This is a genomic window from Sporolactobacillus sp. BBK16-2 (assembly GCF_059878335.1).
This window is the reverse complement of record NZ_CM187611.1, coordinates 1,814,513-1,837,520: the sequence shown is the minus strand read 5'-3', so window position 1 is coordinate 1,837,520 and position 23,008 is coordinate 1,814,513. Positions and strand designations below refer to the sequence as shown.

Below are 23,008 nucleotides of genomic sequence, written 5' to 3'. Positions count from 1 at the left end.
TTATCGTAAATAATTTTACTATTTTCTCTATTTTGACAAAAAATAGTCGTCTATTGATGAAGGAATTTAACGATTTCCGTTGAATGTTTAACTATAAACTTTAAAAGAACAGTGATTGCAATGATTCTCTCGCATGAAAAGAAGCATGTTAAAAGAACACGAGAAAATCGTCCAATCCATAATAATAATAAAAGGGCGTGGATCAATGTTAACGATTGAAAATGAGCCGCAGTTATCCCCTAATGATGTTGATCTGTATCTCTTTCACGAAGGTACTTTGCATGAGGGATACAAAGTATTCGGTGCTCATTATATACAAATTGGCGGCAACGACGGTTTTCGGTTCACGGTGTGGGCTCCCAACGCACGCGCGGTCTCTATTGTCGGCGACTTTAATGATTGGGAAGTGGGCAGACACAAGATGAACCCGGTGAAACAATCGGGAGTTTGGACAACCTTTATTGAAGGCATTGGGGTTGTGGAACGTTATAAATACGCGGTTGAAACTCCTTCCGGATCAATTGTTTTGAAGGCAGATCCATATGCTTTCTATGCTGAGACAAGACCAAACACTGCTTCTTTGACTTGCCGTCTTGATCAGTTCGAATGGCATGATGCTAAATGGATGAGACAGAGGGACAAGGTTGATGATTACCATCGCCCAATGGAAATTTATGAATGCCATCTTGGTTCGTGGAGAAAAAAGGATAACAATCGACTGATGACGTACAAAGAACTTGCTGATGAGCTTGTTAACTATGTTCTTGAAAACGGTTTTACACATGTTGAACTCATGCCAATTATGGAACACCCTTACGACCGTTCTTGGGGATACCAGATTACCGGCTATTTTGCGCCGACAAGCCGCTTCGGCAGCCCAGATGATTTCATGTATTTTGTCGATGCTTGTCATCGCCGGGGCATAGGCGTGATCCTTGATTGGACGCCAGCACATTTTTGCCGCGATACTCATGGTCTCGGTAAATTTGATGGTACTCCACTTTATGAGCCATGTGATCCTAAATTAGCTGATCGCCCTCAATGGGGGACATATAACTTTGATTTCAGTAAAAATGAGGTAGTCAGCTTTCTGATCTCCAATGCACGCTTTTGGATGGATGTCTACCATGTCGAAGGCTTTCGCATTGATGCTGTATCGTCAATGATTTATTTAAACCATAATAACGATCTCCCCTTTGAATTGAAGAACAAATATGGCGGTCATGAAAATTTGGAAGCCATTGATTTTATTAAAAAACTAAATGAAGCTGTATACATTAAATTTCCTTCTGCATTAATGATTGCTGAAGAAGCAACTGATTATCCGATGGTCACCGGGCCGACCGATAAAGGCGGGCTTGGTTTTAATTTCAAATGGAATATGGGCTGGGTCCATGATATTTTGAAGTATATGACCTTTGATCCCAACGAGCGGCAGCATCATCACAACTTGATTACTTTTTCAATGCTTTATGCCTATTCGGAAAATTTTATTCTTTCTTTCTCACATGACGAACTCGTTTACGGAAAGCGGTCTTTATTGAACAAAATGCCAGGCGATGAATGGCAGCGATTTGCTAACTTACGTGTCTTATATGGCTATTTTATGACCCACCCGGGGAAGAAGCTACTATTCATGGGCAGTGAATTCGCTCAGTTTGATGAATGGAAGGACTTGGAGCAACTGGACTGGAATTTGCTTGATTTTCCGATGCATCGCGCTTTCCATCATTACACCGTTGCGTTGAATCATTTCTATCAAACAATGACCTGCCTGTGGCGGCTAGATCACGAGCAGGAAGGATTTGAATGGATTGATGCCGACAACGCTGATCAAAGTATGATCAGCTTTTTTAGAAAAGGAAAACGAAAAGGCGATTATTGCATTGTCATATGTAATTTTACACCAAACGTTTATCAACATTTTAAGCTTGGTGTGCCGGCAAGCGGCAAGTATCTAGAGATGTTTAATAGTGATTCAGAAACTTTCGGCGGATCCGGACAATGTAATCGCAAACCCATTGAATCGATAGACGAGCCGTTTCATAATCAGCCGCACCATGTTGAACTGACGATTCCTCCGTTAGGAATGAGTATTCTTATGAAGGAGACAAAAAAAAGAAAAACAATGATGACCTATGACCAAGCTTGAGAAAATGTAGGCTGTGTGCCAGTGAAAAAGGAGAGAGAAGGATGAATGTACTGTTTGCCGCATCTGAATGTGTTCCGTTCATTAAGACAGGGGGATTGGGGGATGTAGTCGGTGCATTGCCGAAAGCGTTAAAGAAAGAGGATGTCCAAGTCAGTGTTGTTCTTCCTAAATATCAAGATCTAAATCCTGTTTATCTGAAACAAATGACTTACATGAAATATATCTTTATTCCGGTTGGATGGAGAAATCAGTATTGCGGAATTTTCCACCTCGAACAATCAGGAATCCATTATTACTTTTTGGATAATGAGTATTATTTTGGACGTTCGGGCTGCTATGGATACGATGATGATGGAGAGCGTTTTGCTTTCTTCTCTCGTGCTGTTTTGGAAATTCTTCCGCATCTATTCGATAAACCGGATGTGATTCACTGTCATGATTGGCAAACAGGTCCAGTAAGTGTTTTATTAGATGCTCATTTTAGAAATCAAATGTTCTACAAGGATATTCGCACTGTGTTTACCATTCACAATCTGCGTTATCAAGGCGTATTTTCAAAATCGGTATTAAGTGATCTTCTCGATCTTGATTTTTCATATTTTCATAAAGACGGACTCGAATTTTATGATCATGTAAGCTACATGAAAGCAGGATTGGCTTATTCAGATTTTCTGACAACCGTCAGCCGTACGTATGCACGTGAAATTCAGATGCCATATTATGGAGAAAAACTCGATGGATTTCTTCGCTGGAGGAGCGGCAAGCTTCGGGGGATCGTGAATGGTATTGATCATGAGAGCTATAATCCTGAAACTGATAAACAGTTATTTGCTAACTACGATGAGGCTGAGGGAAAGCGAGCGAACAAAACAGAACTTCAAAAGCGGCTCAACCTCAATGTTGATTCGGAGATACCTATGATTGCGATGATCACGAGGCTGACTGGACAAAAGGGAATTGATCTTGTACTTCGTGTATTTCACGAAATCATGCAACTTGACGTTCAATTTGTTTTGCTTGGTACCGGAGAACGAGGAGATGAAGACGCATTCCGATGGTTAGCCGAACAATATCCGGATACAGTTTCTTCAAATATCTTTTTTGACGACGGACTGGCGCGTAAAATTTATGCAGGGTCTGATCTATTTCTGATGCCCTCAAACTTTGAACCATGCGGCATTGGTCAGCTGCTTGCTATGCGTTACGGCAGTCTTCCTATTGTAAGAGAAACAGGAGGTCTGAAAGATACGGTTCTTCCTTATAATGAATTCACTGGTGAGGGAAACGGCTTTAGTTTCACGAATTACAATGCACACGACATGTTGTATACGGTCGAACGTGCTGTTCGGCTTTTCAAAGATCAGCAACTAAAATTTCATCAATTGGTAAATCGAGCAATGCATTTAGATTTCGGGTGGTCGCAATCAGCAAAGGAATATATTCAGTTGTATCAAAAGCTCACAAAATAAAAATTGTTTTTAGATTCTGTAAAAATTCAGAACTTTATCAACAAATTAGATCTCAATTTCTTAAATCTGTTATATAATAGTTTTAGAAATACAATGCTACTGACTTCAGACACAATTTGCATTTTTCAGGTGTTTATTGAAAAAACTTCCAAAATTCTTACGGTTACGTTTCGCTGCAAAAAAACAAGTGTAAACGTTTACGCGATTGTGCCGGTCAAAGATCATTTTTTATTTCAAAATAACTTTCTGCATATGTTTTTAAGTTACCCTTCATATGATGTATTAATGGAACTTTAGTGAGTAAAGGAGGTGTGCGGAAGAGGGTGGTCTCGCCATTCTTTTTCCAGAATGATGAAAAATGAAATGATTGCAATGATTTTGGCAGGTGGTCAAGGATCCCGCTTAGGAAAACTTACACGAACCATTGCAAAACCAGCGGTGCCTTTTGGCGGTAAATATCGAATTATTGATTTTTCTTTAAGCAATTGTTCCAATTCAGGTATCCGAACGATTGGTGTTGTCACCCAGTATCAGCCGCTCGAACTAAACAGTCACATAGGCAACGGTTCGCATTGGGGCCTTGATCATAAGGACGGCGGTGTGACCATTTTGCAGCCCCATTCCAGCCTCGACGGTGAAAAATGGTTCGAGGGGACTGCTCACGCGATTTATCAAAACATTAGTTATATCGACAGCCATAATCCGACTTACTTATTGATCCTATCCGGAGATCATATATACAAAATGGATTATGAGCATATGCTTCATTTTCATAAACGGAAGAAAGCATCAGCAACCGTAGCTGTTATTCATGTACCACTTACTGATGCATCGCGATTTGGAATCATGAATACTGATAATACAGATCGAATTATAGATTTTGAAGAAAAACCGGCTAAGCCGAAAAGCAATTTGGCATCAATGGGTATTTATATTTTTACTTGGGAAGTCCTACGCCGCTACTTGGTAGAAAGTCATGCAACGGGTCAAAATATGGACGATTTTGGAAAAAATGTGATCCCTTCCTTTCTTGCCAATGGAGAGAACGTATTTGCTTATTCATTCAATGGATATTGGAAAGACGTTGGTACCATTGAAAGCCTATGGGAAGCGAACATGGCATTCATTAATCCTGATCACGAGTTAAACATTCGCGATAAAAGCTGGCGTATCTATTCAAAGAATCCGGTTGCCCCTCCGCATTATCTTGCATCCGGAGCAAAAGTTAAGGAATCACTGATCGTTGACGGCTGTTACATCAGTGGCGAAATTAATCACTCCATTATCTCACAAAATGTGAAAATAGGGGCTAATAGTGTCATTAAAGACTCTATTGTCATGGCAAATACAGTGATTGGAAAAAATGTGACCATTGATCATGCGATCGTCGGTGAGCATGCTGTATTTGCAAATAATGCTCAGATAGTCGGGGACCAGTCAATTGAAGTGGTTGGTTACAATGAAATTGTAGGGGGGCTTAATGATGAGGCGGAATAAAATGTGCGGGATTCTCAATTTGACAGAATCGAGGCTGGCGACGTATCCATTGACGCGTCATCGTCCGATTGCCAGCCTGCCTTTCTGCAGCAGATATAGGCTGATTGATTTACCCTTGACGAATTTAACCACAGCCGGTGTTGAGACCATCGGTGTTTTTACCCATGATAATTTGCGCTCAATTTACGATCATGTACGCAGTGGCAAGGAATGGGGACTAGATAGTTTGCACGGCGGGTTGTTTTTCTTTTCTGATCCAGGTGCGGATGGTGGCCGTAATGGAGTCAGTCATGAAGGAGATATCTTCAATTATTTTAATAATATAGCCTTCTTCGACAAATCCGAATCTGAATATACAGTTATTATGGGAACGCGAATGCTTTGCAATATTGATGTCAAAGCAGTATTGCGCCATCATATTGAACAAGGTGCGGAAATAACGGTGGTCTATAAGTCAACTGAGGTTCAGAATAATGAGGACAAAAATGAATCATGTCTGACAATAGACGAGGATGGTCATGTGCGCGGTCTCAGATCATGCAGTATGAGCGAAAATATGGGCCAATTATTTATTAATATGGATATCTATATTTTAAAAACAGAATTATTAACAAAGCTGATCCGCAATGCAGTTGCTGAAAGTGAACATTGTAATTTAAACGATGTTCTTCATCAAGCGATCGTTAATCTGCCATCCAACGGCTTTGAATACACCGGATATTTAAAAAATATAGATTCTGTTGAAGCTTATTATCAAGCAAATATGGATATGCTTGAGGATCGGAATATGACAGCACTGCTGAAGGGCAGTCAAAGTATTCATACAAAAGTGAAGAATGAGGCACCAACCTACTATTCCCGATCCTCCGACGTGGAAGATTCATTGATTGCTAATGGTTGCATGATTCATGGTGAAGTTTCGCATTCAGTGATCTTTCGCAATGTGACTATTGAGAAGAATACCGTTGTGAACAGCTCGATTATAATGCAAGGCAGTTCAATCGGCAGCGGGGCAGAACTGCACTATGTAATCTTAGATAAACAAGTTCGAATTGAGCCGAACACGAAATTGGTTGGAACGAAGAATAAACCCATTGTCATTGAAAAGAATTCAGTAATCAGCAGAATTGCCGAGGGGCTAACTACAGATACTGCACCGTTGAAAAATCAAGAGAACACGATTAATACACCAAATATTGAGACGCTTTTTTCACGCAAATAATAGGTTTCTTATGCACTTTCCTTCGTAAAAAATTGGCAGATTCAAATGCTTTATCAAATAAATTTTACAGCGGCTTTTAAAGTCTGTTGTTTCCGGGAATGATAGGTTAATAGCAGAAATAAAAAGCCGCGTCCGTCAGTCATCCAAGATAGTTGCATTCTGAAACAGCCGGACAGAATAAGCAGTTGTATGTAATAGAAATGATTGTTTGTTTACAATCAGTGCTGCTTGTTCAGGCAAATTCACGGCTGTTTTTGATTGCTTTTTTTCTAATGTAGCAGGTCTTACTAAAGATGAACTAAGGATGGTCAAGATATGGATCTATCAAAACGAAAATTTAAAGAAGATTTTAAAAAAATGCTGACTGAAGTTTATTCAATGGATATCAAGGAATCTGAATCAACAGAACAGTTTTTTACATTAGGAAACGTGCTGCGTTCGTATTTATCAAAGAATTGGAGCCGTACAAATCAGCAATACATTGAAAAGCAAAAGAAACAAGCCTATTACTTTTCGATGGAATTTCTCCTCGGACGTATGCTGAAAAGTAATCTACTCAATTTAGGCATTCTGGATACAGTTCGGAACGGTTTGCAAGATCTTGGGATTGATCTCGAGCATCTTATAACTGTTGAGCCTGATCCCGGACTTGGTAATGGAGGGCTTGGCCGCTTAGCCGCTTGTTTCATCGATTCGATGGCAACAAGCGAAATTCCCGCACATGGAAATGGCATTCGCTTTAAATATGGTTTATTTGAACAGAAATTTGTTAATGGTTATCAGGTTGAACTCCCGGAAAATTGGCTTCAAAACGGAAATGTTTGGGAAACACGAAAAATGCATGCTGCGGTAACCGTGCGTTTTTACGGGAAAGTATGGCTCGAACAAAATGCAGAAGGCGTTCTTGAACCGCATTATTCAGATACTCAAGAAGTCTTGGCTGTTCCTTATGACAGTGCGGTGATCGGATACAATAATAGTACTGTTAATACCTTGCGCCTTTGGTCGGCAGAGGTTCCTCCCAAGGATGATATCACCGATTATTGGTCGTATATTCATCAACGGGATCAAATCGAAAGCATCTCGGAAGTGCTTTACCCTGATGATTCGAACTATGAAGGACGTTTGCTTCGACTAAAACAAGAGTATTTTTTTGTTTCTGCAGGCATACAAAGTATCCTTCGTCATTATAAGAAAATGCATCTGCACATGAATCACCTTGCAGAAAAAGTAGCGATTCATATAAATGATACACATCCTGCGCTCTGCGTTCCTGAGTTGATGCGTCTTTTGCTTGATGAAGAGCACATGGACTGGGATCACGCCTGGAATGTGACGATCAATGTGATGAGCTACACAAATCATACAATTATGTCCGAAGCATTGGAAAAATGGCCGATCGATATGATGCGTTCACTTTTGCCTCGCATCGATCAAATTATTCAAGAAATTGATCGGCGATTCACCATGAAAATGAGTACATTATTTGAACCTGCTATTGTTGAAAGGACACGTATTATCGAAGGCGGAAATGTTAAGATGGCACATCTGGCGATCATTGGAAGTCACAGCATCAATGGTGTGGCACAGCTTCACACAACAATTCTTAAAGAGAAAGTGCTTCACGATTTCTTTTTGATCTATCCGTCCAAGTTTAACAACAAGACCAACGGGATCACGCAACGGCGCTGGTTAATGCTTGCGAATGAACCGCTTAGAGATCTGATTCGGCGAAAAATCGGCAATGAATGGGAAACAACACCTACTGAATTGAATATGTTAAAAGCATTTCGTGATGATAAGGGTACCTTACTTGAATTGGCACAAATCAAGCGATTGAATAAAGAACGCTTTGCTGAGTATGTCGATAAAGCAATGCATCTGAAAATAAATACGGATGCTATTTTTGACGTCCAGATTAAGAGATTACATGCATATAAAAGGCAATTGCTTAATTTACTGCATATTCTGAGCCTATATTTTAAAATCAAGGACGATCCGCAGGCTGACATTCAGCCGCGTGTTTTTATTTTTGGTGCAAAAGCAGCACCAAGTTATACGTACGCAAAACAAATCATCAAGCTTATTAATTCGGTTGCCGATCTTATTAATCAGGATCCCGAGATTGAGAACAAAATAAAAATTGTTTTTGTTGAGAATTATGGGGTCTCACTCGCTGAGAAAATTATACCTGCGGCAGATGTAAGTGAGCAGATCTCTCTAGCATCAAAGGAGGCTTCGGGAACAAGCAATATGAAGCTCATGTTGAACGGAGCCATCACACTGGCTACGCTTGACGGTGCCAATGTTGAAATCAGGGACCGCGTTGGTGATCAGAATATCGTGATTTTCGGATTGCGCGAGGAGGAAGTCTATCAGTATTATCAAGACGGCTCCTATCATTCGCGAAATTACTATGAACACAATCCAGTCCTTCACCGTATACTTGATGCACTCATTGACGGCACAATACCGGGGGCAGAGGCAGAAGGGCACTCAATCTTTGATTCGTTGGTTCAATATGGGGATGAATATTTCGTTTTAAGAGATTTTGACTCCTATGTTGCTGCGCAAGAACGAATTGATCGACTTTATCGTGACACGCTCAAATGGCAGAGAATGGCACTCATTAATATTGCCGGTGCCGGTATTTTCTCATCAGACTATACGGTACAGCAATATGCCAGCCAGATTTGGGATGTGTCGTCAAAGGTTCATCCAATCTAAGTCATGTAAGGAACGAGGAAGAAGGAGTTGCTTATGGGCATTCCAAATGTATATTTTAACTCATGGTCAGAGTCATTCAGAAGACCGTTCGGAGCGGTTAGAATCGGCAGTGCGATCTATTTCTCAATTCGCGCAATCGGCAGTAATATCACCAAAGTTGATTTAATGATTCAAAAAGACGGTGAGCAGACTCAAGTGCAGCATATGGCCAGATCTTCTGAAAATGATTCAATGTACTATTTAAAATTTACAACTGAAGGAAAAGCTGGACTCTATTTCTACCATTTTCAAATTTCTTATTTGGAGGATCAGCGTGAAATAACTGTGTTTTTTGGAAAAGAAGTTGATAATTATGGAGGAGAAGGTCGCGTCGTTACAGATCCTGCTCAAATTGAGCAGTACCAAATTACCTGTTTTGATCATCGTGACCCTGCACCAGACTGGTATGTTCACGGTGTCATCTATCATATTTTTGTCGATCGATTCTTTAATGGTGATCGGTACCAGCGCGTCTTGCATCCGAAAAAAAATACATTTATTTATGCAACAACAGAGGATTTGCCTTATTATATTCGCGATAAAAACGGTGACATTGTTCGGTGGGATTTTTACGGTGGAAATTTGATTGGAATTATAGATAAATTAAATGACTTGAAAAAATTAGGTGTAACAATTCTCTATCTCAGTCCGATTTTTGAGGCGAGCAGCAATCATAAATATGATACCGCAAACTATCTTCAGATCGATTCAATGTTCGGTGATCGAAAAACCTTTGATAAATTAATTGCTAAAGCACGGCGTATGGGTATTCGTATCATTCTCGACGGCGTATTTAATCATGTCGGTGCCGACAGCAACTATTTTAATCGCTTTGGTCACTATGGTAACAGTGGTGCTTATCAGGACCTGTCATCCAAGTATCATGATTGGTTCACTTTCCATGGGGATCACGATCACTATGAGTGTTGGTGGAATATAGCAGATCTGCCGACGGTGAACAAAGAGAAAAAATCCTATCAAGATTTTATTTTTGGTTCCGATAATAGTGTCGTTGACACATGGACTGCTGCCGGCATCGGGGGATGGCGGCTTGATGTGGCTGATGAGTTGAGCGACGAATTTATTGCAGGTATTCGCAAAGCAGTCGATCGACATGATGAAAAAGATAACGGCAAAGTATTAATTGGCGAGGTTTGGGAAGACGCATCAAATAAAATTTCTTATGGAAAGAGGCGGCATTATCTTAATGGCGGCATGCTTCATGGTGTCATGAACTATCCCTTCCGCACGTTGATTATTGACTTAATCAATAGAAAAATAAATGCACGACAAGCAGCCAGGATGAGTTTTACGATCAAATCTAATTATCCTCCGGATGCTTTACTTGCAAATATGAATAATATAGGTACTCACGATACAGAGCGTATTTTTACCCAGTTAAGTGAAAATGAAAGAAAAATGAGACTTGCAATTTGGCTGCTAATGGTGCTGCCTGGTGTTCCTTGCATTTACTATGGTGACGAGGCCGGTGTTATTGGAGGCACAGATCCGGATAATCGTCGCTTTTATCCTTGGGGCAGAGAAAATCAGAACATTTTAGCCATGTTTCGAGAAGCAATTAAGGTACGTCGTACGGATGTAAATCTTCAAATCGGAGATTTCTACTCTTTCTCAGTTGGATTGATCTTTGGTTGCTTGCGCATCCAATCAAAAGACAAATATACACTTCTCCTGGTAAATCCTACTTTAGAATCTATTGTTTTGAACCTCGATCAGTTGATTGACGAGACGAGAGGTGAGCTGATTCATCATTGTCTAAAAATGATCCTTCAAACAGAGAAAAAGGTAAATGCTCAATCGTTCTTGATTTATCAAAGGAATCAAAATTAATTTGAGTTCAATCTATTTATTCCGTTCAATTAAATATAGGACTGTACTGAATATTGACCATTCGCCATTTTTTTCTTTAAAATAGTTCATTTTAGAAAATATTTCTGACGATTTATGTTATTATATACGTACACAAATAAAGGCAGAAATTGAGTAGAACTAATATAAAACCTGGAACAGCCGACAAAAAGTCGACTGAAATTTCTGCTAATATCAGAAACACAAGGAGGAGTTTACATTGTCAGAAGTGTATGCGTATTATCAAGGTAAAATTGTTAAAGAGGACGATGTAAAGATCAGCGTCCGCAGTAAAGCATTTAATTATGGCTTAGGCGTCTTTGAAGGCATTCGCGCTTATTGGGATGACGATGCACAGCAGCTTTACGGGTTCAAACTTAAAGAACACTATGAAAGGCTCAAGGAATCTGCTAAGACGGTTAATTTGGATTTTGATCTGTCCGTTGATGATCTTATCAAAGGGACGGTTGAACTTCTGAAAGCGAATAACTGTCGGACCACTACATATCTTCGCCCGATTGTTTATAATGACGCGCTTGATATTGGACCAACGCTGGATGTAAAAGATGTAAAGGTTGTTATTTATACGCAACCGCTAAATAAATACGCCGGCAAGTCGGAACTGAGTGTCGGGGTCACTTCTTGGAAGAGAATCTCAAACAATCAGCTTCCGCCGCGTACGAAAGCAACTGCAGCCTATATGAACTCAGCACTGGCCGCACTGGAAACAAAACGTGCCGGTTTTGACGAAGCTATTTTTCTCACTGACGGCGATCATGTTTGTGAAGGCTCCGGCGAAAATATCTTTATGTTCCGTAAAGGTAAGCTGATTACTCCGCCGACTTCCGATAATATTCTCGAGGGCATCACTCGTGAACTCGTTATGAAACTCGCAAAAGAAGATTTGGGACTTGAAGTAGTAGAACGCAGCATCTCAAGATCTGAACTCTATGTTGCGGATGAAGTATTCTTCAGCGGGACTGCGATGGAAGTCACTCCTATTGTTGAAGTCGACCACCGTACAATCGGAACCGGACATGAAGGCGAAGTCTGTAAACAAATCAAGCAACTGTTTTTTGGTTTAACTGTTGGCAAGAATCCGAAATATGCCGAATCCTGCACACCAGTTTACGATAAATAATCAAATCATCTCTTGCGGATAGAAAGTAACGAAAAAGAGAGGAAATGAAAGAGACGATAAACTCAGGCATGAACAGTCTGAGTTTATCGTCTTAATCTTACCTCTTTTTTTTGAATCTTTTATTGGGAAAAAGAGCATCTTTGAGAATGATAAAAAATAGGATTAGACCGATCGTCAACACAATATGTCCCATTCCCGCCATTCCGGCGATAGCTGCACCGGACGGAGCACTGAGAACATCTCGTGTTCCATGAACAGCCATGACAGCGATGGTCCAAACAACGCCGACATTGTATGTCCAAAAAAACAATGAAAACCGTTTGTTATGGGTGATAGAAAACTGTTTATCCAAAGCAATAAGAATTAAAAAGAAAAACATGCCGAGAATGAGCAAATGGGTATGCAAAATTGAAAGCATAGAGTCCCCTTGAAAATGAAGGGCTTTCGTCAGTTCACGATAGTAAATACCTGAAACAAGCCCCATGATCATGTAAATAAGTGCTGCATTGTATAATTTTTTCATGAACAGAATCTCCCGTCTTATGTATCATTCTCTATTATTATATCGTGATCAAGAGAAATGGATAGAGATTTGCGCTGCTTGTACTGCTCTTGTTACAATTACATCGGGAAGCAAGTGAGGAATCGGAAAACTATCGAGAAAAGCGAGGGAAACGATGACTTTAACCATTGAACACTTGACGAAACGATTTCAAGATTTTCATGCTGTTGATAATCTTAATTTTGTCGCAGAGCAAGGTGAAATATTTGGCTTGATTGGTCAAAACGGTGCGGGGAAGACAACGACATTCCGCATGATTTTGAATTTACTAGCTCCTTCTTCTGGAACGATCAAGTGGGCTGATGCATCGGTTCACACATTGAATCGTGATATGATTGGCTATCTCCCGGAAGAACGCGGTTTGTATCCTAAAATGCCGGTCGAAGATCAGCTCATGTTTTTTGGTCGGTTGCGCGGATGCTCAAAGGCTGCATTGAAAGCGGAGATTGATGATTGGCTGGAACGTTTCTATTTGTCTGACAAAAGAAAGGTACTGACAGAAACACTTTCCAAGGGTAATCAACAAAAGGTGCAATTGATTGCGAGTTTGATTCACAAACCGCGGTTACTTATTCTAGATGAACCTTTTAGCGGACTTGATCCGGTTAACGCCGGTTTGCTTAAGGATGCTATTGTTTCGCTCAAGAAGCAGGGAACCGTGATCATTTTTTCCAGCCATAGAATGGATCATGTGGAAGAGCTATGCGATCACATCTGCCTGCTGAAAAGAGGAAAATCCTTGTTCACAGGAGCAATAATTGATTTAAAGAAACAGTTTGGCAAAATTAATTTAACCATTCGTGGACCGTTTGATGAGATGGAGCTTTCGAAAATTCCAGGAGTCGTTTCCGTTGCGAAAGACAAAGACATGTATCGGTTGCTTTTATCCCACGAAAACGACGCACGGCCGATCTTTCAGATGCTTACCACAGATGGGTTCATCGAGCGGTTCAGTTTAGACTATTTGTCACTTGAAGAGCTCTTTAAACGAAAGGTGGCGAGCACACTTGTCTAAATTTCTGCTGCTGTTTGAACAATCATACATTAGTAAATTGAAAACCAAGTCCTTTTACATCACGACACTAATTATGCTCTTAGGGATCACTGCCTTTTTTATGTGGCCGACAATTAGCGGGTGGTTTTCTTCAAACGAAAAACCAGTGACAATTACAGTCGCTGATCAGACAAAGGGCAGCGCAATTTCCTATTTTAAGAACAATAAAAAAATCATCTTTAAACCGGCAAAGCAAAGTGTAAAGCAAGAAGAACATCGAGTAGTGACGGGCAAAGTAGATGCACTGCTTATTTTATCGTTAAAATCAGGGAGCCAATTAGACGCTCAGCTTCGAACAAAGAAACCTTTCGAATTAAATACCCAGCAAATGCTTGAGGAACAGGTACGGTCTGCAGGTCAGCTGTTTACCATTCAACAACTTAAATTGACTGCGGATCAGGCACAGCGGATCATCGATCAAAAAACAAACCTGAATCAAAAAGTGATTTCTCCTACCGCGGATAAGGGGAAGAGCAGCCAGCAAAAAACGACTGCTACCATTGTTTCGTATGCAGTCGCGTTGATTATCTATTTATTTGTTCTCTCCTATCTGTCGATTATTTCATCTGAAATTGCTGCCGAAAAAGATTCAAGGATTATGGAAATCATTATTTCCAGTACGTCGCCTATTGTGCATTTGCTCTCTCGAGTCTGCGGGGTATTAGCCCTTGCAATGACTCAATTCACTGTTCTAATCGGAGCAGCTTTAATCATGGCCCGCGTCCTTCAATCCGGAAAGTACTGGCACCTGATTAGTGATTTATTTTCATCGCTCACCGCAGGCTATACTGTTTTCGCTATTCTCTTCTTTTTCTTTGCGTGCGTTCTTTACACGCTGTTAGGAGCTGTGCTCGGATCACTCGTTAACAAAGTACAGGATGTAGGTCAAGCGGTTATGCCGGTAACGATGGTGCTCATGGTCGGATTCTTTATTGCGATCAGCGGAATGAGCAATCCGGATACTTTGCTGATCAAAATTTTCTCTTTTATTCCTTTTACCGCATCAATGATTATGCCCATGCGTATTGGTGCAACAGACATGAGCTTATGGCAAGGTTTCCTTTCATTGGTGCTTCTTGGTTTAACCATTGTCGGACTCTTTATTTTCAGTTTGCGTTTCTATCGTGGGTCAGTGCTCACGTACACAAACGGTTCGTTCATCAAGAAAATCAAACAGGCAATTCAGCTTTCCAAATAAACAGCACAAAGAGACTGAAGGCAGATCGGAAGGAGTATGCTTTCGGTCTTTTTTCTTTGAGAATAGCAAACACATTTACCGAAAGTGGTTCAATACCATTAAGTCAATGGTTCATGTCAGTTTTTAAGCGGAAAATTACTTTGACAGATAGAGTAGTTGGCACTATTATTACTTTATCAGATGGAGTAATTCAGACTGAGATGAGGTGATACTATTCGAAGCGATATTCTAAGAGGACATTTGGATTCAATTATCCTTCGGTTGCTCAAGGATGAGGATTCATATGGTTACGAATTATCCAAGAAAATTAGTAAGAAAACAGATGGAAGATTTGAAATTAAGGAAGCCACGCTTTATGCCATCTTCCAAAGACTCGAAAAAAAACAGTTGATTGAGTCCTATTATGGAGAACGATCTCATGGAGGAAAACGAAAGTATTATCGCATTACAACATTGGGAAAGGCATATTTTCGTGAAATGGTTGATGAATGGCGCGAGGTTAAAGAAATTGTTAATTTATTTATGGAGGAGATTGATTGATGAAACGCTTGACTGCATACACGAATAAATTATTTGAAGACATGACGGAAGGAGTAGAAACAGAAAAAGTTAAAGAAGAAATTCTCTGCGACTTGGAAGAAAAAGTGTCGGATTTAATTGAGGACGGCAAAACCGAGGAAGATGCTATCAATAAAGTAATGGTCGAATTTGGTGATATTGAAGAAATTAAACGTGAAATGGATTTGCCACAAACTCCACAAAATCGTAAACAAGAATTAGCACGCCTAAATTTTGGTTTTTCCTTATGGGGAAGCTTTCTTATCATTGCATTGGTTGTTTTTGTAAATTTTTACTATACACCGCATATTATCTGGTTCATTTACCCTTCGTTTGGCATTGCCTGGTGGCCGCTGGCGATGTTTTATCATCTTCATCGCAAGAAACTGGAGAACAGACCATGAGGAAAGATTTGCAAGGATTCGTTGCCTCTGGTTGCATTATGACTGGTGTATTTTTACTTTTGGTCAATATCTTCACAGATGTGGGACATTTCTGGGCGATCTATCCATTGGCATCACTGTTTTGCCCGCTAATCTGGCTGTTCATTGAAAATAAAAAAATTGGAGCGTTTATTGTTTCCCTATTGTTCTTGGCTGCTTGCACGATCCAGAATTTAATTGAGACACCACAATATCTCTGGTATGTCTTTATCATTCCGCTGTCTGTGGCGTTTCCCATACTTGTTAGCTTAGGTCGGACAGCTTGGACAAGGACCGCATCTTATATCATCAGTTTTTCTGTTATTATTTTTTATGTGATGCTTAACCTATTCTTTGAACCAAGGTTTTTTTGGAGTATTTTTATAATTTTTGGGCTTGTCTGGTGGCCAATGAGCATGACTTTTGGGAAAAAAGTGCGCATATTCAGTGTCCTTGGTGCAGGTTGGATCATTTTATTTTTTTTCACATTGAATCTGATCACAACACTCGAAATTTTTTGGGCTATTCATCCAATTTTTGCTGTCCTTTGGTGGCCACTCAGTGTCTTTTTAGCCAAAAAGCCTTTTCAATATGCTGTTCTCGGCGCATCAATGACTATCATTTATTTTTCAGCCATCAACACACTTCTATCTCCAAATCAATTATGGGCTGTTTATCCCGCATTTGTTATTTTCTGGTGGCCGCTTTCTGTATATTATTTCGTGAAATGTCCGGCAAAAGGAAAACAGATTGAAACATAAACACTTTTTTTGAAACATAGTTTGGACAGAATACGTATTAAGTGATACAGTGAATCGAGAATCAAACAACGATAAGGATGAATTGAGAAACTTTCATGTACGGCTTGGCTTGGAAAGTTTTTTTTATAAAGGAGAGAATAAATGATGAAGTTGGCAATTGATGCTATGGGTGGAGATCATGCACCGGAAGCAATCGTTGAAGGGACGTTAAAGGCACTAAATGAATTCCCTGAACTGCAGATCACACTTGTAGGCGATCAGGATAAACTGGTTAATTTGGTAGGCAAACAGGATCGCATTGAGATTCTTCACACTACAGAGAAAATTGAAGGTACGGATGCACCCGTTCAAGCCGTTCGGCGAAAAAAACAAGCGTCGATGGTACTGGCTGTTCAAGAGGTTCGGGAAAAACGATGCGATGCAGCGATTTCTGCCGGAAATACCGGTGCTTTGATGGCTTCCGGTTTATTTGGTGTCGGCCGCATTAAAGGAATCGATCGTCCTGCACTTGCACCGACTTTACCCACCATTCATCAAAATAAAGGGTTTTTGTTCCTCGATGTGGGTGCCAATGCGGAGACAAAGCCTGAAAACATGTTGCAGTATGCAATTATGGGTGCAATCTACGCTGAGAAAGTAATGCATCGGCCCAATCCGAGAATTGGTTTGCTGAATATAGGCGAAGAACCGGGCAAGGGCAACGAATTAGTCAAAGAAGCGTACAAATTATTGAGCAATGCACCGATAAACTTTGTTGGCAACGTTGAATCGCGTGAATTGCTTGAAGGTCCGGCGGATGTAATTGTTGCCGATGGATTTTCCGGTAATATGGTACTCAAAAGCATTGAGGGAACGGCAATGTCATTGATGAAACTGCTTAAGGAAACACTAGGCGGTTCCTTATATACCAAAGTACTCACCGGTCTTATGTATGGTAAATTAAAATCGGTAAAGCAGCACATGGATACATCAGCATACGGTGGCGCTTTGCTCTTTGGCTTAGCAGCTCCAATCATTAAAGTGCATGGTGCGGCAAAGAGCGAAGCTGTCTATACTGCGATTAAGCAGGCACAGCTTTTGATTAAAGAAGATGTTGTCGGTACAATCGAACACACTTTTCATGACAAACAATATGACTGGATGAACAGCAAAGCATAATATAAGGAAACAAAAAAAGCTCGGGCATATGCCCGAGCTTTTTTGTACTATAAGTAAGTATACAAATTTTTAAGGAAAATAGTATAAATGATCCGGGATAACGCCATATCCTTTGGCGACGTGGATACTTGGTCATTCATAACCGTCGCAACTAAGTTTTCGTCAGAGGCTTGACGAAGTCAAGTTTTCTAATGTTACTAATCCCACTGATAAGGCGTTTCTTGGTAGACGTAATAGTTCAGCCAGTTTGAAAATAAAAGATGCGCATGAGACCGCCAATTATTTATCGGTTGTTTTTCAGAATTATCATTTGGAAAGTAGTGCTTTGGCAAATTTGGTGTCATGTTTTTATTTAAATCACGATGATATTCTTTTGCAAGTGTTCCCGTATCATATTCCAGATGACCTGTGATCATGATCTGTTTTCCTTTGTTTGCCATCATTATGAACGGCCCTGCTTCTTCGGAACGTGCAAGTACATGAATTTCCGGATGTTTCGCGAGTGCTAAGCGATCAACATCTGTGTAGCGCGAATGAGGTGCAAAAAAAACATCATCAAATCCACGCAGCAATTTTTCCTTAGGATCACAAAGAGAATGGCTGAATACGCCTGACAACTTTTCAAGATATGGCACTTTATTAATGCCAAAATGATAGTACAAAGCAGCTTGAGCTCCCCAACAAATATGCAGGGTTGAGGTGACGTGACTCTTCGACCAATGCATAATTTCTTTCAGTTCTGCCCAATAATCCACTTCAGTAAAAGGCAGCCGTTCTACAGGTGCACCGGTAATGATCATACCGTCGAATTTTTTTTCTCTTACTTCATCAAAAACAGTGTAAAACTGATCAAGGTGAAGATGACTTGTATTTTTTGATTGATGAGAAGCCGTTTTCATGAAAGAGATATTAACTTGAAGCGGCGTATTGCCAAGATGGCGAAGCAGCTGAGTTTCTTCCATTTCCTTTTCCGGCATTAAATTCAAAATTAATATATTAAGCGGACGGATGTCCTGAGTGGTTGCTCGATCTTCATCCATGACGAAGATGTTTTCATTTTCCAAAACCTCCCTCGCAGGAAGCAATTTAGGTATTTTTATTGGCATAACATCAGTTCTCCTCATGGTATACTTGGCATTATTATTATAATCTTTTTTAAATAATGCTTCTAGTTTGTTTGAGAAAATCTGTGCTAAAGAAAATGACGAAGAATGTCGAGAATAAAGATATAGTCCATTTGGCACAGAAATTGTGGAAGCGGGTGAATGATACAGAATTTAAGCTTCGCATGAAGTTAGAGTAAAGTTTCAATTTTATTATATTATCATAAATGATAGAAAAAAAGATATTATACTCGTCAGGGGAGGGTCTTTAATGCTGCAATTGCGTCTGATGCATGCGTTAAATAGAGAGATTGGTAACGAATCCGAAAAAGTGTTTGAAGGAATATCCAGAGGACGAAAAAAAGCGTTGGACGACTGGTTTCGTGACCGCTGGGTTGAATTGGAAAATGCTAATCAAATTGCTTACAGTTATGATGAACGTGGCAAGAAAGTTATCGACATAATGAAAAAACAAATAGCGCAAAGCAATGACTTTATTGAATTTATGCTCCTTGATGAGAACGGAAAGGTTATCGTAACAACCTGCGACAAGCATTTTGGAATGCAATTGGCTGAACTTCCGAATTACATACAAGCGATGGATCATCAAAAACTTATGTACGGACCCTATTCGGACGCACGTACATTGGATATTGACTTAAGTGATTATCATTTCGCGGACGAAGTGACCTTAATGTTTTCTTTGCCAGTTGCTAATGGCAAAGGTGTCCCAAGGGTATTTATGGGACGCGTTTTGAATGACCGAATGAGCAATGTTATTCAAGATGAGGATACTCATGTTTATAAAGATTCTGGAGACAACTATCTTTTTATGGTGAAAACCGATCGGGATATACTCCCGGGAACAGCGATTTCACGCAGTCGATTTGAAGATGATACGTTTACGCTTGGCGATAATTTGAAGGACGGCGTTCGCACAGCAAAATGGGGTAAAGTTCAAATAGAGAAACATACCGAATTCGAGATTCGCTTTACAGATCCTAAAACCAAAGAACTGCATCCTGGTGTTAAAAATACAATTGAAAATGGAAATAATTTAGATACATGGCCGGGATATCCGGATTATCGGCATATCATGGTTGGAGGGAAAGGAACGTTGATACGACCGCCGCACTCTAATGAGATCTGGGGGATGATGTGCGAAGGGGATATTTCGGAAATTTATGATTTTAAAAGTTTAAATTTCAGAATACCGCTTTATTTTTCAGTCGGAAGCGCACTTGCTCTAGCATTAAATGGTATCGGTTTTTATCTTTCATTCCAAATCGGAATCTGGTGTACGCTAGCCACTTGGATTGCACTTATTTTGTCGGTTCTTCTTTCAACGAGGCGTATGGTGACCTCTCCAATTAAAAAAACAGTAAACATTCTTCATGAAATTGCTGAAGGAGAAGGCGATTTAACGAAAAGGCTGGATAAAAATTCTTATGATGAAATTGGCGAATTATCTCGCTGGTTCAATAAATTTATCAATAGCCAAATGATGATGATTAAGCGTGTCGGTATATCAGCAAATTCATCGAAAAATGTCGTGACAACAGTCTCCAAGATGACAAAAAGTATTGCCGGAGGAATGGATCTTGTAGGCAGTACTGTAGATGAGCTGATTACAACTGCAAAGATGCAAAATAATGTGTTCCAGAACGCGCGGGATCATTTTAACGGTCTTTCTGCTTCCATACAAGAAATGGGATCGCTGATCCATGTAGTAAGCGCGAATACCGATGATACAAAGGAGCACACGATCAGAGCAAATAAGGCATCAACGTATGCACTTGAATTGGTAAATGATCTCGAACACGAAATGAGCGGAACAATGAAGCGCATTGATCAATTACATACGCACTCTGAAATGATTACCAAAGCAGTAATCGTAATTAAAGACATTAGTGAACAGACTCAGCTCCTTGCGCTGAACGCTGCAATCGAGGCCGCTCGTGCCGGTGAAGCCGGAAAGGGATTTGCAGTTGTCGCTAAAGAAGTGTCAAAACTGGCCGAACAAACTGAAGAAGCGACACAATCGGTTGGCAATCTCGTACGTAACATTCAAGATGAAACAAAACGAACCCTAATTGATATAAGGAATACGAACGATAAAGTAAATCAATCGACAGCGCAAATAAAATCGACCATCGAAACTTTTAATAATATTACAAATAATGTTGGCGACATTTCTAAAAAAACGGATCAATTGCTGGAAATAACAACAAAAGAGAGCAGGGATCTGGATGGAATCGTTCAGTCAATAAATCGCTCTGCAGACGAGATTAAAATGAAAACCGCACAAGATGCATCAAGCAGCGAGGCATCAATTGACAAGCTGCGCTCTGTAAATGAAGAGATTAGTCGCTTGAATCAAATCACAGATAATTTGGATTATACATCGAATCAGCTGCAAGAAATGGTAACCTCATTCAAAACTGTATAAGCTTTTTTTAATAAACCAGTCATTTTTTGATTGGTTTATTTTATTTATTGCATTTATCGAAAAAATGGTACTTTTTAATCAAATATTTTTAAGTTACTAGCAGCCTTAAAAGAAAGCGGTTAACGTATCGGTACAATCAGCTTTTTGAAATGCAAGAAAAAAGAGATTATTCAAATACATTGTCAGATATTATGACATAGATAATGACTATAGTCTTATAATAAATTATTATGTTTTTAAAGAGCCGCATTAAAAAAGAGAGAAACAGTAGAAATAAATTGCGGGGGTGAGTCCTACATAAAACTATCTGAGTTTTTAGAGTTGTTCCGTTTTTATAAAAAGGAGGGTTAAAATGAATTTTAGAAAAATTATCCCATTATTGGCTGCAGTAGTATTATTATTAGGAGTTATTGGCGGTTGCTCTTCAAAATCAGGTGGTTCTAATGGTAAGACTGTAATTGAAATCGGAAGTCAATCACCGCTTTCAGGCGGTAGTGCGACACTTGGCGATGCGATTCGTCTCGGTGCTGAATTAGCAATTGATGACCAACAAGCAGCATTTGCTAAGAAGGGTTTTACGATTAAGCTGAAGGATTTGGATGATCAGGGCGATCCTAAAAAAGGTGTTGCCAATGCCCAAATTCTTGCTTCTGACAAGAACGTACTCGCTCTTGTCGGTCACTTAAACTCAGGCGTTGCGATTCCTTCTTCGGAAGTTTATGAAAAGAATAACCTGGCTATGGTTTCTCCGGCTACAACAGCAACGGTTGTCACAGACCGTGGACTAAAAACTGTTAACCGTATCTGTGCGCGTGACGACTTCCAAGGCCCAGCCGGTGCGAACTATGCAGTTAAGACTTTGAAAGCTAAGAAAATTTTTATCATCCAAGATAAAACTGCTTACGGTTCTGGTCTTGCAGAACAATTCAGAGATCAAGCAAAGAAACTTGGTGCTGATATTGTCGGTTACGAAGGTATTACTGTAGGTGAAAAAGACTTCAATGGTGTTATCAGCCAGGCAATGACAAAGAAACCTGACCTTATCTATTTTGGCGGTGTTTATGCTGAAGGCGGCTTGATCATCAAACAAGCACGTCAAAAAGGATTTACCGGACCGATCATGGGCGGTGATGGTCTTGACTCCTCATCAACCGTACAAATCGCTGGAGACGCAGTTAAAGGTGTATACCTGACTTCTGTTGCCGGAGATGTTTCAAAAACGGAAAAAGGTCAGGCATTTGCCAAGAAATATAAAGAAAAGTTCGGCAAGAATGTTGAATCTTATTCAGCATACGGCTATGATGCTGCCGGCGTTATTCTTAAAGGACTTATGAACGCGATTAACGACAATGACGGCAAAAAGCCATCTCGTGAACAAGTTATGAAAGCGATCCGTGCAGTCCAAGACTATGACGGTGTAACAACGAAAGTAAGCTTTGATAATAAAGGCGACAACAAATTCGCTAAAGTTTACATCTACAACTTTGAACAAGCGAAATACCCGCCGGTACAAAAAGCTGAAATCAGCCAATAATAGCCTGCTCTCAAAGATTTGAGTGTCTTAATGACATTTATGAATAACTGATGTGGACTAAAAGGGTATGGAGCACTAAGGCTATACCCTTTT

Annotated in this window: 17 protein-coding genes; 15 read left to right on the top strand and 2 right to left on the bottom strand. The window is 40.0% G+C overall.

Annotation, left to right across the window (positions count from 1 at the left end; genetic code table 11):
• Positions 1-205 precede the first annotated feature (205 nt).
• The 7 genes from glgB (at position 206) to AC6F33_RS09120 (ending at position 12,116) form a co-directional block, all read left to right on the top strand.
• Complete coding sequence (gene glgB / locus AC6F33_RS09150; RefSeq protein WP_255748110.1) at positions 206-2,152, top strand: 1,4-alpha-glucan branching protein GlgB; 1,947 nt, start codon at positions 206-208, stop codon at positions 2,150-2,152.
• A 41-nt stretch (positions 2,153-2,193) separates the two neighbouring features.
• Complete coding sequence (gene glgA, locus AC6F33_RS09145; RefSeq protein ID WP_255748112.1) at positions 2,194-3,621, top strand: glycogen synthase GlgA; 1,428 nt, start codon at positions 2,194-2,196, stop codon at positions 3,619-3,621.
• A 348-nt stretch (positions 3,622-3,969) separates the two neighbouring features.
• Entirely contained in the window at positions 3,970-5,118 is a 1,149-nt protein-coding gene (locus tag AC6F33_RS09140; protein ID WP_370646017.1) for a glucose-1-phosphate adenylyltransferase, read from the top strand.
• The gene (gene glgD / locus AC6F33_RS09135) at positions 5,102-6,340 is read left to right on the top strand and encodes a glucose-1-phosphate adenylyltransferase subunit GlgD (RefSeq protein WP_500777019.1); all 1,239 of its coding nucleotides are present in this window, start codon (positions 5,102-5,104) and stop codon (positions 6,338-6,340) included. Before AC6F33_RS09140 ends, glgD begins: the two co-directional genes overlap by 17 nt.
• A gap of 315 nt (positions 6,341-6,655) precedes the next feature.
• Positions 6,656-9,067 (top strand): glycogen/starch/alpha-glucan phosphorylase, encoded by a 2,412-nt coding sequence (locus AC6F33_RS09130; protein ID WP_500777018.1) that lies wholly within the window; start codon positions 6,656-6,658, stop codon positions 9,065-9,067.
• 33 nt (positions 9,068-9,100) lie between these two features.
• Positions 9,101-10,957, top strand: a complete 1,857-nt coding sequence (locus AC6F33_RS09125; RefSeq protein WP_480947330.1) for a glycoside hydrolase family 13 protein — start codon at positions 9,101-9,103, stop codon at positions 10,955-10,957.
• A gap of 247 nt (positions 10,958-11,204) precedes the next feature.
• The gene (locus tag AC6F33_RS09120) at positions 11,205-12,116 is read left to right on the top strand and encodes a branched-chain amino acid transaminase (RefSeq protein ID WP_480948241.1); all 912 of its coding nucleotides are present in this window, start codon (positions 11,205-11,207) and stop codon (positions 12,114-12,116) included.
• Between the two features lie 97 nt (positions 12,117-12,213).
• On the opposite strand, the gene AC6F33_RS09115 is transcribed toward AC6F33_RS09120, so the two are convergent.
• The gene (locus AC6F33_RS09115) at positions 12,214-12,639 is read right to left on the bottom strand and encodes a DUF2871 domain-containing protein (protein WP_500777017.1); all 426 of its coding nucleotides are present in this window, start codon (positions 12,637-12,639) and stop codon (positions 12,214-12,216) included.
• Between the two features lie 154 nt (positions 12,640-12,793).
• Between AC6F33_RS09115 and AC6F33_RS09110 the strand changes: the two genes are divergently transcribed.
• The 6 genes from AC6F33_RS09110 (at position 12,794) to plsX (ending at position 17,829) form a co-directional block, all read left to right on the top strand.
• On the top strand, positions 12,794-13,693 hold the full coding sequence (locus AC6F33_RS09110; RefSeq protein WP_480947332.1) for an ABC transporter ATP-binding protein: 900 nt from the start codon (positions 12,794-12,796) through the stop codon (positions 13,691-13,693).
• Positions 13,686-14,930 (top strand): ABC transporter permease, encoded by a 1,245-nt coding sequence (locus tag AC6F33_RS09105; protein WP_480947333.1) that lies wholly within the window; start codon positions 13,686-13,688, stop codon positions 14,928-14,930. The genes AC6F33_RS09110 and AC6F33_RS09105 overlap by 8 nt, the downstream gene beginning before the upstream one ends.
• 240 nt (positions 14,931-15,170) lie before the next feature.
• Positions 15,171-15,470, top strand: coding sequence for a PadR family transcriptional regulator (locus AC6F33_RS09100; RefSeq protein ID WP_255748127.1), 300 nt, complete (start codon positions 15,171-15,173; stop codon positions 15,468-15,470).
• Positions 15,470-15,892, top strand: coding sequence for a permease prefix domain 1-containing protein (locus tag AC6F33_RS09095; protein WP_500777016.1), 423 nt, complete (start codon positions 15,470-15,472; stop codon positions 15,890-15,892). Before AC6F33_RS09100 ends, AC6F33_RS09095 begins: the two co-directional genes overlap by 1 nt.
• Positions 15,889-16,671 carry a hypothetical protein gene (locus AC6F33_RS09090; protein WP_500777015.1) on the top strand — a complete coding sequence of 261 codons (783 nt, stop codon included), beginning with the start codon at positions 15,889-15,891 and terminating at the stop codon, positions 16,669-16,671. The genes AC6F33_RS09095 and AC6F33_RS09090 overlap by 4 nt, the downstream gene beginning before the upstream one ends.
• Positions 16,672-16,815: 144 nt before the next feature.
• On the top strand, positions 16,816-17,829 hold the full coding sequence (plsX, locus tag AC6F33_RS09085) for a phosphate acyltransferase PlsX (RefSeq protein ID WP_255748198.1): 1,014 nt from the start codon (positions 16,816-16,818) through the stop codon (positions 17,827-17,829).
• Positions 17,830-18,026: 197 nt separating this feature from the next.
• Here the strand turns inward: plsX and metA are convergent, their stop codons facing one another.
• Complete coding sequence (metA, locus tag AC6F33_RS09080; protein ID WP_255748132.1) at positions 18,027-18,935, bottom strand: homoserine O-acetyltransferase MetA; 909 nt, start codon at positions 18,933-18,935, stop codon at positions 18,027-18,029.
• A gap of 268 nt (positions 18,936-19,203) precedes the next feature.
• On the opposite strand from metA, the gene AC6F33_RS09075 reads away from it, so the two are divergent.
• Both AC6F33_RS09075 and AC6F33_RS09070 read left to right on the top strand, forming a co-directional pair.
• Positions 19,204-21,381, top strand: a complete 2,178-nt coding sequence (locus tag AC6F33_RS09075; protein ID WP_500777014.1) for a methyl-accepting chemotaxis protein — start codon at positions 19,204-19,206, stop codon at positions 21,379-21,381.
• A 352-nt stretch (positions 21,382-21,733) separates the two neighbouring features.
• On the top strand, positions 21,734-22,915 hold the full coding sequence (locus AC6F33_RS09070; RefSeq protein ID WP_255748135.1) for a branched-chain amino acid ABC transporter substrate-binding protein: 1,182 nt from the start codon (positions 21,734-21,736) through the stop codon (positions 22,913-22,915).
• Positions 22,916-23,008: the final 93 nt, after the last annotated feature.